Source organism: Chryseomicrobium excrementi (assembly GCF_002798305.1).
Taxonomy (GTDB): Bacteria; Bacillota; Bacilli; order Bacillales_A; family Planococcaceae; genus Chryseomicrobium; species Chryseomicrobium excrementi.
On sequence record NZ_PCGR01000002.1, the window covers coordinates 507,036 to 523,479 of the forward strand.

Annotated in this window: 16 protein-coding genes; 13 read left to right on the top strand and 3 right to left on the bottom strand. The window is 37.8% G+C overall.

Translation table 11 applies throughout. The annotated features are described in order from the left end of the window. Window position 1 precedes the first annotated feature (1 nt). The 12 genes from wecB to CQS04_RS07160 all read left to right on the top strand — a co-directional run bounded on the left by wecB (window position 2) and on the right by CQS04_RS07160 (window position 11,688). Complete coding sequence (gene wecB, locus CQS04_RS07105; protein ID WP_100353463.1) at window positions 2-1,126, top strand: non-hydrolyzing UDP-N-acetylglucosamine 2-epimerase; 1,125 nt, start codon at window positions 2-4, stop codon at window positions 1,124-1,126. 11 nt (window positions 1,127-1,137) lie between these two features. After that, window positions 1,138-1,953: a glycosyltransferase family 2 protein gene (locus CQS04_RS07110; RefSeq protein WP_165775481.1), complete on the top strand. Its 816-nt coding sequence runs from the start codon at window positions 1,138-1,140 to the stop codon at window positions 1,951-1,953. A 24-nt stretch (window positions 1,954-1,977) separates the two neighbouring features. Then, a complete protein-coding gene (locus tag CQS04_RS07115) occupies window positions 1,978-3,048 on the top strand; it encodes an EpsG family protein (protein WP_100353465.1) in 1,071 nt (356 codons plus the stop codon). Window positions 3,049-3,127: 79 nt separating this feature from the next. Further along, window positions 3,128-4,546, top strand: a complete 1,419-nt coding sequence (locus tag CQS04_RS07120; RefSeq protein WP_100353466.1) for an MATE family efflux transporter — start codon at window positions 3,128-3,130, stop codon at window positions 4,544-4,546. Beyond that, entirely contained in the window at window positions 4,546-5,424 is an 879-nt protein-coding gene (gene rfbA / locus CQS04_RS07125) for a glucose-1-phosphate thymidylyltransferase RfbA (protein ID WP_100353467.1), read from the top strand. Before CQS04_RS07120 ends, rfbA begins: the two co-directional genes overlap by 1 nt. Before the next feature lie 12 nt (window positions 5,425-5,436). Beyond that, window positions 5,437-6,006 carry a dTDP-4-dehydrorhamnose 3,5-epimerase gene (gene rfbC / locus CQS04_RS07130; RefSeq protein ID WP_100353468.1) on the top strand — a complete coding sequence of 190 codons (570 nt, stop codon included), beginning with the start codon at window positions 5,437-5,439 and terminating at the stop codon, window positions 6,004-6,006. Further along, complete coding sequence (gene rfbD / locus CQS04_RS07135; RefSeq protein ID WP_100353469.1) at window positions 6,003-6,872, top strand: dTDP-4-dehydrorhamnose reductase; 870 nt, start codon at window positions 6,003-6,005, stop codon at window positions 6,870-6,872. The genes rfbC and rfbD overlap by 4 nt, the downstream gene beginning before the upstream one ends. Further along, window positions 6,859-7,881: a dTDP-glucose 4,6-dehydratase gene (rfbB, locus tag CQS04_RS07140; RefSeq protein WP_100353470.1), complete on the top strand. Its 1,023-nt coding sequence runs from the start codon at window positions 6,859-6,861 to the stop codon at window positions 7,879-7,881. Before rfbD ends, rfbB begins: the two co-directional genes overlap by 14 nt. Window positions 7,882-7,903: 22 nt before the next feature. After that, window positions 7,904-9,262 carry a UDP-glucose dehydrogenase family protein gene (locus CQS04_RS07145; protein WP_100353471.1) on the top strand — a complete coding sequence of 453 codons (1,359 nt, stop codon included), beginning with the start codon at window positions 7,904-7,906 and terminating at the stop codon, window positions 9,260-9,262. Further along, window positions 9,252-10,262: an SDR family NAD(P)-dependent oxidoreductase gene (locus CQS04_RS07150; protein ID WP_100353472.1), complete on the top strand. Its 1,011-nt coding sequence runs from the start codon at window positions 9,252-9,254 to the stop codon at window positions 10,260-10,262. The genes CQS04_RS07145 and CQS04_RS07150 overlap by 11 nt, the downstream gene beginning before the upstream one ends. 44 nt (window positions 10,263-10,306) lie before the next feature. Continuing rightward, entirely contained in the window at window positions 10,307-10,882 is a 576-nt protein-coding gene (locus tag CQS04_RS07155; RefSeq protein ID WP_133118812.1) for a DUF4760 domain-containing protein, read from the top strand. A 569-nt stretch (window positions 10,883-11,451) separates the two neighbouring features. After that, entirely contained in the window at window positions 11,452-11,688 is a 237-nt protein-coding gene (locus CQS04_RS07160) for a hypothetical protein (protein WP_100353474.1), read from the top strand. On the opposite strand, the gene istB is transcribed toward CQS04_RS07160, so the two are convergent. The 3 genes from istB to CQS04_RS07175 all read right to left on the bottom strand — a co-directional run bounded on the left by istB (window position 11,683) and on the right by CQS04_RS07175 (window position 14,570). After that, window positions 11,683-12,432, bottom strand: coding sequence for an IS21-like element helper ATPase IstB (istB, locus tag CQS04_RS07165; RefSeq protein ID WP_100353475.1), 750 nt, complete (start codon window positions 12,430-12,432; stop codon window positions 11,683-11,685). The genes CQS04_RS07160 and istB overlap by 6 nt on opposite strands. Then, window positions 12,410-13,981: an IS21 family transposase gene (gene istA / locus CQS04_RS07170; protein WP_100353476.1), complete on the bottom strand. Its 1,572-nt coding sequence runs from the start codon at window positions 13,979-13,981 to the stop codon at window positions 12,410-12,412. Before istA ends, istB begins: the two co-directional genes overlap by 23 nt. A 67-nt stretch (window positions 13,982-14,048) precedes the next feature. Continuing rightward, window positions 14,049-14,570, bottom strand: coding sequence for a transposase (locus CQS04_RS07175; protein WP_100353477.1), 522 nt, complete (start codon window positions 14,568-14,570; stop codon window positions 14,049-14,051). A gap of 300 nt (window positions 14,571-14,870) precedes the next feature. On the opposite strand from CQS04_RS07175, the gene CQS04_RS07180 reads away from it, so the two are divergent. Beyond that, entirely contained in the window at window positions 14,871-16,421 is a 1,551-nt protein-coding gene (locus CQS04_RS07180) for a YifB family Mg chelatase-like AAA ATPase (protein ID WP_165775482.1), read from the top strand. Window positions 16,422-16,444: the final 23 nt, after the last annotated feature.

A 16,444-nucleotide genomic window follows, 5' to 3' on the forward strand; every position in this document is an offset into this window, starting at 1 on the left:
TGTGAAAAAATTAAAAGTAATGACTGTTGTTGGAACGCGTCCTGAAATTATCCGTCTCTCTGCAGTTATCAATAAGTTAGAAGAATCGAATGCAATTGAGCATATTCTAGTTCATACAGGTCAAAACTATGATTATGAATTAAACGAGGTATTCTTTGAAGACTTCAATTTGAAAAAACCAGACTATTTCTTGAATGCAGCTACTGGCACAGCTATCGAAACAGTGGGGAATATTCTAATCAAAATCGATCCAGTACTTGAAGAAGTACAACCAGATGCTTTTCTAGTGTTAGGCGATACAAATAGCTGTCTATGTGCAATTGCTGCAAAACGCCGTCAAATTCCAATCTTCCACATGGAAGCAGGGAATCGTTGTTTTGATCAGCGTGTACCAGAAGAGACAAATCGCAAGATTGTTGACCATATAGCGGATATTAATTTAACATACTCAGATATTGCTCGTGAATATTTGCTTCGTGAAGGTCTGCCTGCTGATCGGATTATTAAAACGGGTAGTCCGATGTTTGAAGTCTTAGAAAGCCGAAAAGAAGAAATTGAGAATTCTGATGTATTGACTCGTTTAGGTTTAAAAGAAGATGAATATTTCTTAGTATCTGCACACCGAGAAGAAAACATCAGTTCAGAAAAGAATTTCTTAAACTTAATGGATACATTAAATACAATTGCTGAAAAGTACGATTACCCTGTAATAATTAGCACACATCCCAGAACAAAGAATATGATTGAAGAAAAAGGCATTGTGTTTCATGAGAACGTCCAAACTTTGAAACCACTAGGATTTATTGATTATAATAAACTGCAAATCAAGTCCAAAGCTGTACTAAGTGATAGTGGGACTATCAGTGAAGAGTCATCAATTCTGCAATTCCGTGCACTAAATATTCGTGAAGCCCATGAGCGTCCTGAGGCAATGGAAGAAGCAGCTGTTATGATGGTTGGTCTGGAGAAAGAACGGATCTTGCAGGGGCTAGAGATTTTAGAAACACAGGAATTAAATACTCTCTGTTTAGTGGCGGATTACTCTATGCCTAATGTTGGGGAGAAGGTTTTGAAAATCATTATTTCTTATACCGATTATATTAATAGGAAAATATGGAATAAATAGGCGGTGTCATTTTGAGATTTATATTTATAGCAGTTAACTATAATGGTTCAACGTTCACACAAGAATATATTAATAGTATTAATGAGTTATCTAAGGATGTAAGTGACCAGATTGAGATTATTATTGTAGATAATGATTCAAAAAAGGAGGATAAAGATAGACTAATCGAAATAGCTGAACGAAATGAAAATACTAAAGTACTTTGGTTAGAAAAAAATGTCGGATATTTCAAAGGCCTTAATGAAGGAATCATCTCATGCACAAAAGACAGTAATACATTTTTAATAATTGGTAATAATGATTTAACATTTGAAAAAGAATTTATTCTTAATCTTAAACTAATTGATATAGAAAGCGACACTTTAGTTATAGCTCCAAATATTATAACTAAAGACGGTAGACAACAAAACCCCCATGTAATTCATAGGGTTACAAGAACAGAAAAATTAAAAGCTCAAATTTATAATTCTAATTATTATATAGGTCAATTTTTTAAATTTATTAATCAAACTCTAATTAAAAAGCTTTCAAGTCAAAAACCAAAGCTCAATAGTTATCCTCAAATGAAAATTAAGAGAGGAATTGGTGCTTGTTATGTACTAAGTAATAACTTCTTTAATCATTACGAAAAATTAGACGATAGAGTTTTTATGTGGGGAGAGGAAGCCTTACTCTCAAATCAAGTTGAAAGTGTTAATGGTGTAACTCTATACGATCCTAATATTAAAATAATTCATCATGAAAGTGCGAGTGTAAAAAGTATTGAGTCAAAGAAAAAATATTATATGGTGAAAGAATCGTATCAAATATATAAAAAATATCTTTAATAATAGAGGTAAATGGAGTAATAGATGAATATTATTATTGGAATTATACTACTATTGTTATTAATAATAACAACTTTCCTTAAAGGGAAATCTAGGACCCTTTCAGTAGCTATGTTGTCATATATGTGGATTTTGTTGTGGGGGAACATTGAAAATCCAGATTTAGAGAACTATCAATTTTTATATGAATACGTCGGATTAAATGGCATTGGATTCCAAACATCTCAAATCGGTTTAATTTTCATAATTAAAATAGCATTGTATTTTGGTTTAAGTTATACACAATTTTTGGCTTTATTTTCTTCAATTGCATTATTTTTAATATATATAACTGTAGAAAAACATTCAAAAAAACCACAAATTGTTTATGTATTATATTTCATTTATCCATTTTTGTTAGATTTAATTCAAATTAAACATTTTCTAGCCATGAGTTTAGTAATTTTCTCAATAAATTTTTTGCTTAAAAAAACAAAAAAAGATTTACTTATTTTTTTTGTTATTATTGCAGTGGCTAGCTCCATTCATATTATTTCCATAGTATTTATATTTATTCCATTTGTGATCAACATGAGTGAATATAAATTAATTAAAACAATAAGCATTTGGGTCTTGATTGCAACCCCATTTGCTTATACAAATATTTTTTTGAATATACTCATATTGTTTGTTCCGTCTGAGCGGATTGCCCATTACTTTGAAAATAGAGCGGAATTTGGGTTCTTAATCCAGTACTTCATACAATTATCATTATTAGCTGGTGTATTTTACTCAAAAAAATATCTAACTAAAATTGGTATTGTAAATCAACTAGATATGATCATATATAAATTAAATATATATTTAATTGGATTATTCCCTTTTTATATTGTTAATGGAACTTTTGAAAGGGGCTTTCGTATAATCATGATTTTTAACTTTATAATTTTTTCTAATGTATATTTTTCATTACCAAGAAAAAGTAAAGTTATTTCACTAATGGTTATTATCATATTTGGCTTATTACTCAGTGTGTACTATTTAGTTTTATCTCCTGATGAAGATATTATCTCCCCTATCTTTAAGAATAATATCTTTTTTGAAAGTATAATATAACTGTAATTTTAAATTGTGAATTATGAATTGTATAAGAGTAATTTCAATAGATTTTTCATTAGGGGGAGAATATTAAGAAATGAAATCCATAATTAAGAATCTCTTGTATTCATTTTCCACAAATATGCTAGTGCTTGTTACGTCTGCAATACTTATTCTAGTATTACCCAAAATATTAACTGTTCAAGACTATGGTTACTGGCAGCTATATCTTCTTTATCTGACATACGTAGGTTTTGGGCACTTAGGATGGAATGATGGGATCTATTTAAAATGGGGAGGCCGTGATTACGAAGAATTAAACAGAAAAGCATTTTATTCACAGTTTTGGCTCCTGTTTGTATTCCAGTTAATTTTACTAGTAATATTAATGTCACTCATTACTTACTTTGACTATGATCAAAAAAAAATATTTATATTAAAATGTGTATTTGTTGCTATGGTTTTAGTTAATACGAGAAATATGTTAGTTTCTATTTTACAAGCTACCAATAGGATAAAGGAATTCGCATTAATTAATAATCTTGATAGAATCAGTTTACTTATTGGTTTGGTATTATTATTTATTTTCAATAACACTAATTTAAAGATATACCTTTTCATAGATTTGCTTAGTAAAGCATTTTCGCTAATTTATGCAATTATAATTTGCAAAGATATAACATTATTGACTCCAAAAAATTTCATAAATCAATTTTTCGAAATATTTGAAAACTTATCGACGGGAGTTAAATTGTTAGTGGCTAATATTTCCAACCTACTTATAATCGGAATAATTAGGTTAGGTATAGAATTGAATTGGAATATAGTGGTATTTGCTCAAATCTCACTTATACTAAGTATTTCAACAACATTCCTTATATTTTTTAATGCTATGAGTATTGTATTATTTCCTGTATTACGAAAAACTAAAATTACAGAATTGAAAGATTTTTATATTTATACAAACAGAATTTATTTTATTGTTGCCATACCAATTCTAATTTTATTTTTACCACTTTACAATTTATTTGAATTTTGGCTACCGGAATATAGAATTGCATTAATGTATTTTTCTGTTCTATTTCCTATTTTCCTAATTGAGGGTAGAGTTAATTTATTATTATTTACTTATTTAAAAACATTAAGGCTTGAAAATAAATTATTCAAAATTAACATCTACTCTGTGTTATTAAGCATTTTGTCTATTACACTATCAACTATAATATTCAATAGTTTAAATATGGCAGTTTTTTCCATTTTAGTAACGTTGATATTTAGATCTTTACTGGCTGATAAAGTTATACAAAATGAATTTGGTATTTCTGATAAAATGGAAAATTTTAAAACTCTCTCTATAATTTTTATTTTTATTATTAGTATTCAATTTTTTAATAAGGAAATCATGGTATTAATTATACTTCTAATTTATATTTCCTATTTCATTTACAAATTCAAATTTATTAAAGATAGTATTCTCTATTTTTATAATAAAAGAAGCTCTATGGAGGAATATTAATGAAAGGCATTATTTTAGCAGGAGGAAGTGGAACAAGACTATATCCCTTAACTATGGTTACCAGTAAACAGCTATTACCTATCTACGACAAACCTATGATTTACTATCCGCTAACAACTTTGATGTTGGCTGGTATAAAGGAGATCTTGATCATTTCCACACCAAAAGATACACCGAGATTTGAATCGTTACTTAGCGATGGAAGCCAATTTGGGCTTGACCTTCAATATAAGGTTCAGCCATCACCAGATGGCTTGGCACAAGCATTTGTATTGGGTGAAGAGTTTATTGGGAATGATTCTGTCGCGATGGTTTTAGGAGATAATATTTATTATGGTAGTGGCCTGCGCAAAATACTTCAACATGCAGCTCATAAAGAGGTTGGCGCAACAGTATTTGGATATCATGTAAATGATCCAGAACGTTTCGGAATTGTCGAGTTCGATGAAAAAGGAAAAGTTATTAGTGTAGAAGAGAAACCAAAATTCCCAAAATCGAATTATGCAATTACAGGACTTTATTTTTACGACAACCGCGTAGTTGAAATAGCGAAAAACGTTGAGCCTTCAGAAAGAGGTGAACTTGAAATTACTTCAATAAACGAAACTTACCTTCAATTAGGAGAACTTGATGTGGAATTACTAGGACGTGGATTCACATGGTTAGATACAGGCACTCACCAAAGTCTAGTTGCTGCTACAAACTTCGTAAAAACAGTTGAAGAACATCAAGGAATGAAAATTGCTGCTCCTGAAGAAATTGCTTATGTAAATGGATGGATTTCAAAAGAACAATTAATTCAGTCTGCAGAAATTCTGAGTAAAACAGAGTATGGTCAGTATTTATTTAAAGTAGCTAATGGCGAAATTAAGTATTAACGGAGGTCGGAAATGAAAATTATTGAAACAAAGTTAAAAGATCTTTACATAATTGAGCCTACAAAACATGGAGATCATAGAGGCTGGTTTTATGAATCGTACAATAAGCAAGCTTTTGAAGAAAAAGGCCTTTACCTAAACTTTATACAAGATAATCATTCTTTTTCGGCAGCAAAAGGTACGTTAAGGGGTTTGCATTATCAATTAGCACCTAAAGCTCAAACAAAGTTAGTGCGCTGCACAAAAGGACTTATCTTTGACGTCGCAGTAGATTTGCGTGATGGTAGCCCTACATTTGGAGAGTGGTATGGGTTAGAATTGTCGGCACTCAATCAGAAGCAACTTTTAGTTCCTAAAGGATTTGCACATGGTTTTATTACGTTATCTGAGAATGTTGAAGTCCAATATAAAGTAGATGAATTGTACTCGCCAGAACATGATCGCAATATCATTTGGAATGACTCAACTTTAGCAATTGATTGGCCAACTATAGATACTCCAATTTTGTCCGCCAAAGATGAAAAAGCTCCAGAACTAGCTAGTGCTGAACTGAATTTCACGTTTACAGGTGGTAACAAATGAAAGTCCTCGTCACAGGATATACAGGACAACTTGGCTATGACGTGGTGAAATCCGGAATGCAAGCTGGATTCGAAATGATAGGTGTCGGATCTGCTGATTTAGATATTACTGATGAAGAAAAAGTTTCTAATTATATCTCAAAAATTCATCCAGATGTAATAGTTCATTGTGCTGCATATACAGCAGTCGATAAAGCAGAAGAAGATAAAGAGACTTGCTATAAGGTGAATGTTGAGGGGACAGAAAATATAGTAGTAGCGGCGAAAAAAAATAATGCAAAGTTTGTTTATATAAGTACGGATTATGTATTCAATGGTGAAGGAACTGCTGAATTTACTGAGGAGGACTCTGTTCATCCAATTGGATTTTATGGTCTGACGAAAGAACAGGGAGAAACAATCGTTCGTAATACTATCGATGAGCACTACATATTACGTATCTCCTGGGTATTTGGAGTCAACGGAAATAACTTTGTTAAGACAATGTTAAAGTTGGCTGAATCTCACGATATGTTAAATGTGGTAGGAGACCAATTTGGCTCACCAACCTATACGCCTGATGTAGCTAATTTAATTGTTGATATGATTCAAACAGATTCTTATGGAACTTATCATGTGACTAATGAAGGAATATGTAGTTGGGCGGAGTTTGCACAGGAGATATTTAACCAGTCTAATAAAAACGTAACTTTGAATGCCATACCTACTTCTGAATATCCTACGATAGCGAAGCGTCCTTTAAATTCTAGATTAAGCAAAAATAAGTTAAATAAGAATGGATTCAATAAGTTGCCACATTGGAAAGACGCTTTGTCAAACTATTTGGATGAATTAGGAGTAAAGGAGAAGTCGAATGAAAAAAACTAAAATTGCAGTCACCGGTGGTGCAGGTTTTATCGGAGGCAACTTCGTTCACTACATGGTAAGTAAATATCCGAACTATATGATTCATAATTTAGATTCACTTACATATGCAGGAGATTTAACGAAACATGAGTCTATTGAAACAAAAGAGAATTATCATTTTGTGAAACTAGATATTACAGATCGACAAAGTGTTTTGAATTTATTTTCTGAAGAAAACTATGATTATGTCGTTCATTTTGCAGCTGAGAGCCACGTGGATCGTTCGATAACAGATCCAGGAATTTTTGTTCAAACGAATGTCATTGGAACTCAAAATCTTCTTGATGCTTCTAAAGAATTTGAGATTAAGAAGTTTGTGCACGTATCTACGGATGAAGTATATGGAGAATTAGACTTTGACCCAACTACATTCTTTACTGAAGACACGCCATTGCAACCTAACAGTCCGTACAGTGCAAGTAAAGCCTCTTCAGATTTATTAGTCCGTGCTTATCATGAAACTTATAAGCTTCCTGTAAATATAACTCGTTGCTCAAATAACTATGGCCCATATCATTTCCCGGAAAAATTAATACCTCTCACAATCTCTCGTGTACTTAACGATGAAAAGATACCTGTATATGGAAACGGCCAAAATATCCGTGACTGGTTGCATGTACAAGACCACTGCTCAGCAATCGAACTAGTAATGCACGATGGTAGCAATGGAGAAGTATATAATGTTGGTGGTCATAATGAAAAGACGAACTTAGAAGTTGTCGAAACTATTATTAAAGCTTTAGGTAAGTCTGAAGAATTAATTGAGTTTGTTGAAGATCGTTTAGGTCATGATAAACGCTATGCAATTGATCCTACTAAATTAGAGAATCTCGGTTGGAAACCTACTTATAATTTTGAAACAGGGATTGCTCAAACAATTCAATGGTATGTAGAGAATCAAAAATGGTGGAAACAAATAATTAACGGTGAGTACCAAAATTATTTTGATAAACAGTACACGCTAAAATAGGTATAGGGAAGAAGGAAGTTAAATGAAAAAAATCGCCGTCGCTGGTACCGGCTACGTTGGCCTAGTCGCCGGTGTAACCTTCGCCGAAATGGGTCATCAAGTTTTATGTGTCGACATAGATCAGGACAAAGTGGAACTTATGAAATCCGGTATATCTCCTATTTTCGAATCAGGATTAGAAGAGCTTATGAAGAAAAACTTCGCTGCGGGTCGCATTGATTTTACAACTGATTTTCAATCAGCATATAAAGATGCCGATGCAATCTTTATTGGGGTAGGAACACCTGAACAACCAGACGGTTCAGCAAATCTCTCATACATAGCAACTGTAGCTCGCCAGATTGCTGAGTCAGTAGAAAAAGACTGTTTAGTGGTTGTTAAGTCTACAGTACCAATCGGGACAAACGATAAAGTCGAGCAGTTTATTCAAGACTTCTTAGTAAACGATGTACGTATTGAAGTTGCATCTAACCCAGAGTTTTTGGCACAAGGATCAGCTGTTCATGATACTTTGCATGCAGAGCGTATTGTCATTGGAACTGAAAGCAAATGGGCAGAAGAGATGCTTATGAAAATCTATGAGCCATTCAATATCCCAATAGTTTCTGTTAATCGTCGTTCAGCTGAAATGATTAAGTATGCATCAAACGATTTTCTAGCTCTCAAGATTTCCTACATGAATGATATTGCCAACCTTTGTGAATTAGTAGGAGCAGATGTTCAAGAAGTTGCTAGAGGTATGAGCTATGATGCACGTATCGGTAGCAAGTTCTTAAATGCTGGTATTGGTTTTGGTGGCTCTTGTTTCCCTAAAGATACGAAAGCTTTAGAGCATATAGCACATGAGAACGGCTATGACTTGAAGACTGTGAAGGCAGCTGTTGACGTAAATACTGAGCAAAAAGTGAAGTTATTTAAAAAAGCTGCAAAGAGACTTATTACATTTTCTGGACTTAAGGTTGCTGTCTTAGGATTAACATTTAAACCAGGTACAGACGATTTGCGTGAAGCAGCTTCTTTAGATAATGTGAAGTTACTATTGGAAAAAGGTGCAGATATTTTTGCATTTGATCCAGTAGGAATTGAGAACTTTAAACGTTTTTATCCAGAGGGTAAAAATCTAAATGGTTCCATCACATATGTCACTTCTCCACAAGCTGCGCTTGAAGATGCAAATGTGGCATTCTTGTATACAGAATGGCCAGAAGTGAAAAGTGTGTTACCTAATGAGTACACAGAACTTATGCAAACGCCATTAGTATATGACGGCCGTAATGTATATTCTGTTGAAGAGATGCAACAAGCGAATGTTGAGTATCACTCAATTGGACGTAGTTCTACTGAACGAGTTCGAGAAGGGATTGTAAGTAATGGAAAATAACCAACTTATGTACTTAGTAACAGGAGCTGCCGGTTTTATCGGCAGCTATTTGTCTAAGGCTTACCTTGATATGGGCATCAAAGTAGTAGGACTCGATAATTTGAATTCCTATTATGATGTGAAGTTGAAAGAAGACAGGCTTGCTAGTCTTAAGGAACATTCAAACTTTTCGTTTATAAAAGGTGACCTTGCGGATAAGGAATTTATCATGAACTTGTTTGCTGAGAACCAATTTGATGTAGTAGTTAATCTTGCTGCACAAGCTGGTGTGAGATATTCAATTGAGAATCCTGATGCTTATATTGAGAGTAATGTGACGGGATTCTTTAATGTAATTGAAGCATGCAGAGTCTATCCAGTGAAGCACTTGATTTATGCATCTTCAAGTTCGGTTTATGGTTCCAATAAAAAAGTGCCATTTGAAGAGACTGATTTTGTAGATACACCTGTTTCTTTATACGCTGCAACTAAAAAAGCTAATGAGTTGATGGCGCATACATACAGCCACCTTTATAAAATTCCTGCTACAGGGTTACGTTTCTTTACTGTATATGGACCTATGGGGCGTCCAGATATGGCCTACTTTGGCTTCACGGATAAGTACTTTGCAGGTGAGAGCATCAAGATCTATAACAATGGTGATTTTGACAATGACCTGTACCGTGACTTCACTTATATTGATGATATCGTTGAAGGTATTGTTAGATTGACGGATCAACCACCTACTGGAGAAGTTGCACATAAAGTCTACAATATCGGTAATAACAACCCTGAGAAGTTAATGTACTTTATACATGCGCTTGAAGGAGCTTTATCGAAAGCTCTTGGAAAAGAGATTGAATTCAAGAAGGAATTTGAACCGATTAAGCCAGGAGATGTGCCAGCAACTTATGCATCTACAGATGCTCTTCAACAGGCAGTTGGGTTTAAGCCTCAGACTTCTATTGAAAAGGGTCTAGAGAAATTTGCTGAATGGTATGTGGAGTATTATAAAAAATAGCAGCAATAACTTTAGGGAGGCTTTGTATGTTGAGGTCAAGAATTTTGGCTTACATTTTAATGACTATATCAATATTACTCGCTCTTTGGCTTTTCCGCGATGATTTATTCATTGTGACTAATAAGGTTAATCTCAACTTAATTGTCGGAATGGCTGCGATTGCATCTGGAGTCTCTGGTGTTATTATGAGCTTTTCTTCCAAGAGAACTGCTCTATTCGAAGCTGTTAGAGAATATTATCAAACTGGCGATACACCAGAAATGATTGATAATAGAAATAAAATCTATGCTGCGGGAAATGGTGAAATTGAATTGGATATTAAGGCAGCTTCTGAAATCTGTTCTTTCTTTAATTTTTGGGGAATGATGGTCAGAAAGAAGTTTCTTCCAATTTGGGTTTTCAAAAGTGCTTCTGGTCCATCGATAGTAAGGCTTTATATCATTCTTGAAGATTTTATCACTGAGAGAAGAAAAACAAACAATGAATACTATGCTCTCGAATTTGAATATCTCATCAAAAGAATTAAAAACAAATACAATATTAAAGATATGAAACATACTATCGAAGCTAAAGAAATTCTTGATGAATCACTAGAGAATCAAAGTATTACACCACTATAGCATGCGTGTTGAATTATATAGTTGTAATCGTTTAAAAAAAGTATCTGTACACCGCACAATACACTACTATTCTATTAAAGATGGTGCCTGTCACCGGAACAAATCAGAAAATACGCTACAAATGAATAGAAATTCAATGAGACCCTTGCAGTTGCAGGGGTCTTTGAATATTTATAAATTGTGTATGAATTGTGTGGGTGACAGGCACCAAATGGGAACTATATCCAGGGAACCACATCCAGGGAACTATACCTAATTGAAACGATACTGAATAGCAGTGGCTTTCTCCTTAAAATCGGTACCTGTGCATCGCACAATACACTACAATTCTATAAATATTCAGGCGGCCTTGATATACCAAGGTCGTCTTAGCATATTTATGCAATTGTCGTTCATAATCAGAATAGTGTAGCGCACAGGTACGTAATAGGGGAATTCTGGAACTTACTTATCTGTCCTTCCAGAACCGTCTCCTCTCAATCAATCCTCCGGATGCGGATCCTCCTCCGCCAAGAACCGGTTGTTCAGAACAAACTCACAATATCCCACATGGTCAGGAGTATACGGCCATGGCATCAATTTCGGCAGCAGGTCGATATCCAAGAAACGAGGAAGTGGAGTGCCAGGAGCAGCATAGTTCGGAAAATGATTACCGCCAATCAGTTAGACCACTTCTGCCAAAAATATTACCACTCTGCGCCATCGAATTTACCACTGTACGACAAACCCTTTACCAATATGTTGACCGCCTTCAGCACGTAAAACCTGCGAAAGGCGGTCAACTTTATGTTCAAATGAAATTATAGTTGTACGAGCCCGTGTCTTTCCCGCATTGAAACTTCACCGTCAATCATGATCTGATAGGAATCGTGAATGATACGGTCCAAAATGGCTTCAGCTATTGTTTCATTTCCTAGTTTCAGATGCCAGCCAGTAGGGTCGATTTGAGAACAGTAAATTGTTGATGCAGTCTTATGACGAGATTCTGAGATCTCTAAAAGAATCGCAGCCTCGTCTGAAGTTAACTCTGTCAGTAGCCACTCATCAAGGATGAGTAGATCAACCTTGGTATACTTTTTGATGAGCCTTCTATAACTGCCATCAGCCGCAAGTTTAGCTAACGTCAACTCATCAAGCAGTTCAGGAAGACGGATATATTTCACTTTAAATGACTGTCTGCACGCTGAGACGCCGAAGGCGGTAGCGATATATGTTTTACCCGAACCTGTCGGTCCTTTCAAGATGATGTTATGTCCATCTAAGAGATAGACGCCATTAGCGAGTTTTAGGATCAACTCCTTATCAAGGCGACGATCTGGATGGTATTCAATATCTTCAATGCACGCATTAGAGTTGATAAATGATGCTGCCTGCACGAGGCGCTGTAACTTATTGCTTTTACGTCGAGAATATTCTAGATCTACAAGAAGTGAGAGACGCTGTTCAAAATCCATCTTTTGATAGTCTCGGTTTGTCACCTGTTCAATATAGGCCTCTGCCATGGCACTTAGTTTCATCTCATGTAATTTACTCAGTGTCTGTTCGTTCATTAGTTTCTCTCCCCCCATAATATGCAGCTCCACGGATAAAACCATATTTCTCCTTATTCTTTTGAGACCTTTGAACGGCCTCCTTTTCTATGTCATTCTTTTTATTGGTTGCTAAAAGTGTTTGTAAAGCTTTGACCGTCGGTCTCTTCGTCATAGACAATATCATCTTGCTAGCACGCTCGATCTCATACTTTGAATAGCGGCGCTCTGATTTTTTCAATGAAAATATGGCCTTTAATGCTACCTTCTCGTTTTGTGAGTTCTTCAAGAAGTTCTCAATGACCGACTCTGTATGTTCTCCCACGCCTTTGGCCCATTCTCTAGCGTCCTCTGGAGTCTGTTCGATATAGAGTCGATGATTGTCCGGCATATGATCGGGGTGAGTAGAAAATTGTCCAAACTTCCCATATAATCGTTTGTGGGTCGCAATCCGCATATGGTTGAAGTAGGCTTCGATAAGGTGTTCTGTTAGGCGTATCTCTACCTGTTTACCGATATATTCGTATGGCACTGAATAGAATATGCTTTCAATAGAGATGTGATAGTCAGGTCTTACTTTTGCCGTCTTCCATACGGATATCTTGTATGGCGTTGAAGGGAGTGGAGAAAGCGCAAATTTCTCCTCTTCTTCAAATGCGGAGAAGCGACAGCCATTCTTCTTTGTAAAAGGTCTATTGTTGAACTCATCTAGCTTTTTTCTGATCTCCTCGTTTAACTCCTCAATACTAAAACAATGTGTATTTCTCAATGCCGCAATGATCCATGTAGATATCGTCCCGACAGATCCTTCAACACTTGATTTGTCTTTCGGTGCACCCACCCTTGCTGGCATCACGACTGTGTTGTAATGATCTGCCATCTCACGGTATGTAGGATTCAGAATCAGATCTTGTAAAGAATGTTTTGTCACACTGGTCTTGAGATTATCTGGGACGATGATCTGTGTGGTACCCCCAAAATAATCATACATATGATTATGGGCCGTGATCCATGATGATAGATCCATCGACAACGTAGCTTCCGCATAAGAGAGCTGAGTACATGGCAATGTTGCTACATAGACATATGCCTTTATTTTTTCTCCCGTGTCTCGATCGATGATAAATGCAGTCGAACCTGCCCAGTCAACCTCTATGATTTCTCCAGGCTTCCGACGAATTCGCATGGTCGCTTTATACTTCGCTGCGTAATTGCTGTAATGACGGAGAAAGCTACGATAGGAGTAGGGAATGGTATTATTCACCCTGCACTCAGCCTCATATTCATGGTGTAGTAGACTTAGAGTGACATTTGGCTTTGCTAGTTCATCATGGATGTAGTCGAAACGGATGGGCTGTCTCCCTGAACTTTCAAGTGCTTTTTCTGGATAAAGAAATTCCTCTAACCACTTGTCATCCATCTCTTCATCTAGTGGACCTGTTAAACCTTTACTCTCTGCTCTCTCAATCACCTCAGTAACTTTTTGTCTCGAGTTTCCTGTACTTGAAGCAATACTCCTGAGACTAAAACCTTCATTTCTCAACCTCAGAATCCTAGAATAATGAAGCATAAAAAAATACCTCCTATAACAATGTCACACCGGAAGGTGTGCACATTCATTATATAAAGGTATTCCATCATGTGGTAATGTACTTGGCGGTGAGTGGTAAATCCTGTGTCGTTAGGTGGTAAATAACTTGGCAAAGGTGGTACGTTTTAATGGCCATAATCAGAAAAGAGCTGTAGGAGTAATCGATGAGGGAGGACACCATCGGAACCTGTGTCTCGATCGGGTTGCGGTGGATATAGCCACTGGTGTGAAGCAGACCGATCACGGTATCGACCTCTTTTGCCCAGTAGCGGCGCTGATAGATGCGACCGACATGGCCCCGACTCATCCGGTAGACATCGCTATAGCGCCGATTGACGAGACGCATCACTTTTCCGACATCCTCTTTTTCAGCACGGATCAACACATGATAATGGTTCGTCATGAAGCAGTACGCCAGCATCCGAAATGGCACAAAGTCATAGGCAAAGTCGAAGGCCCGCAGCAGTTCCTGCATGTCGTGTGTGGTCTCGAAGATATTACGCCGATTGTTGCCTCTCAGGATGCAGTGATAGAAACTATTGTTGTTGAAGTTGCGTCTTCGGTTCATGGATGACCTCTTCTCTATTTATAGATGAAGCCACTATATCATCACCAGCGATCACGCGCACCTCGCTCAAAATTCTATTTTGAAGCCCGAACGGCCCTGAAAATGGAATTGTGTACACACACACGGATGTTAAAGAAATCTTCCGACTCTCATACGTTTCGTGAAACTATCGTCGTCCCACTCACCAATAATCAGTGATACACAATGAAATTGTGCATTTCGCCTCAACAAGTTCCTCCATTTACAGCGCACTACCCGCAGTGCTATCCTCTTCTTACTACAACAAAAGGAGGAGTCGCCATGCGCGCCATCTACTCAGTCGGACTCGAAGGATCCCAAGGCCACATCGTCACCATCGAGGCCCGAATCCGAGAAGAGAAGGAGAACGTGGTGATCGTCGGATTACCCGACGCCACGCTGAAAGAATCCAGGGAACGGGTGATGAGTGCGCTCCATGCCCTCATCCTCGACCTCACGATGATCAAGGTCACCATCCAGCTGTTCCCCTCAGACCGTCAGGAGCAAGGCACTGGCTTCGACCTCGCCATGGCGCTCGCCGTCATCGACCGGATCAACAAAAGGCCGCTCCCAATCGGACCGGAGACGTGCGTTCTCGCATCCATCAACCTCTACGGCGCCCTCATGCCCTTCCACGGACTGCTGCCGTCCATCAACCAGGCGCGAAAACTCGGATTCAAGCGCATCTTAGTACCCGCTGGACCAAACTACAGCCTGTTTCCAAAAGACGACATCGAACTCGTCGAACTCGAAGACATCACCCAGACCATCCAGTATCTAAACGGACAACCGATACTCAGACTGACGGAACCCGAACCGCTCCCGCAACCGGAGGCAGACGACTCCTTCACGGTCGATTTCTCCGCAGTCCGAGGCCACCAAGAAGCGAAGAAGGTGCTCGAGATTGCAGCGGCAGGTGGGCATCATGTATTGTTCACAGGACCACCCGGCTGCGGCAAGACAATGCTCGCAGAAGCCTTCCATACAATCCTCCCTAACCTGACAGAAGAAGAGGTGCTCGACGTGCACAACACCTACCTGCTCGCGAAACAGGACCGCCCCATCACGAAGCGTCCACCTTACAGGCATCCGCACCATTCTGCTTCCGCCATGTCTCTGATCGGAGGCGGGACCTACCCGAAACCTGGCGAGATCTCTCTTGCTGACCGAGGCGTGTTGTTCCTCGATGAACTCGGCGAATTCTCGAGGAAGACGCTCGACATGTTGAGGCAACCGATGGAAAGCGGCACCGTCGAGATCTCTCGCGTCAAACAGGCCGTCAGGTATCCAGCGAACTTCATCCTCATCTCCGCGACCAATCCTTGCCCCTGCGGCTACCACGGGTCGCACCAGCGCTACTGCAGCTGCTCCGCTAGCCAAGTCCGTAACTATCAGTTGAAGGCATCCGGTCCGCTCAACGACCGTCTCGATTTCATCATGAGTCTAAAGAGCACCGGCATCCTAGATGACGGAGCAGGAAAGACATCAAAAGTCATCCGTGAACGCACTACTACCGCTCGCAAACAGCAACAACTTCGCTATAACGGCAAGTACTTGAACGGCAACGCACCAGCAAAACTTGTATTTGATTCCTGTCAGGCGACACCCAAGCAGATTGAAACCATCAACGACGCCTGTTACGAAAACAAATGCATCAACCGCACCCAACTCAAACTCATTCGCATCGCCCGTACCATCTCCGACCTCGAAGGCACCTATGGCCTCACCGACGAGTCCATCGAATTCGCGGTCAACTACCGCAAGCTCATGCCCACTCCTGGCGACGCCAATGTTTCAGAAGAAGGTGGGGAAGTAACGAGTTTAGAAGAGTAATATTTTTCTGGAGCAGCAGACAT

Coding starts and splice junctions, on each gene's coding strand:
- CQS04_RS07145 (WP_100353471.1), top strand. CDS start 7,904: ATGAAAAAAATCGCCGTCGCTGGTACCGGCTACGTTGGCCTAGTCGCC.
- CQS04_RS07115 (WP_100353465.1), top strand. CDS start 1,978: ATGAATATTATTATTGGAATTATACTACTATTGTTATTAATAATAACA.
- rfbC (WP_100353468.1), top strand. CDS start 5,437: ATGAAAATTATTGAAACAAAGTTAAAAGATCTTTACATAATTGAGCCT.
- rfbB (WP_100353470.1), top strand. CDS start 6,859: ATGAAAAAAACTAAAATTGCAGTCACCGGTGGTGCAGGTTTTATCGGA.
- CQS04_RS07120 (WP_100353466.1), top strand. CDS start 3,128: ATGAAATCCATAATTAAGAATCTCTTGTATTCATTTTCCACAAATATG.
- CQS04_RS07180 (WP_165775482.1), top strand. CDS start 14,871: ATGCGCGCCATCTACTCAGTCGGACTCGAAGGATCCCAAGGCCACATC.
- rfbD (WP_100353469.1), top strand. CDS start 6,003: ATGAAAGTCCTCGTCACAGGATATACAGGACAACTTGGCTATGACGTG.
- CQS04_RS07175 (WP_100353477.1), bottom strand. CDS start 14,570: ATGAACCGAAGACGCAACTTCAACAACAATAGTTTCTATCACTGCATC.
- istA (WP_100353476.1), bottom strand. CDS start 13,981: ATGCTTCATTATTCTAGGATTCTGAGGTTGAGAAATGAAGGTTTTAGT.
- rfbA (WP_100353467.1), top strand. CDS start 4,546: ATGAAAGGCATTATTTTAGCAGGAGGAAGTGGAACAAGACTATATCCC.
- istB (WP_100353475.1), bottom strand. CDS start 12,432: ATGAACGAACAGACACTGAGTAAATTACATGAGATGAAACTAAGTGCC.
- CQS04_RS07160 (WP_100353474.1), top strand. CDS start 11,452: ATGGCATCAATTTCGGCAGCAGGTCGATATCCAAGAAACGAGGAAGTG.
- CQS04_RS07150 (WP_100353472.1), top strand. CDS start 9,252: ATGGAAAATAACCAACTTATGTACTTAGTAACAGGAGCTGCCGGTTTT.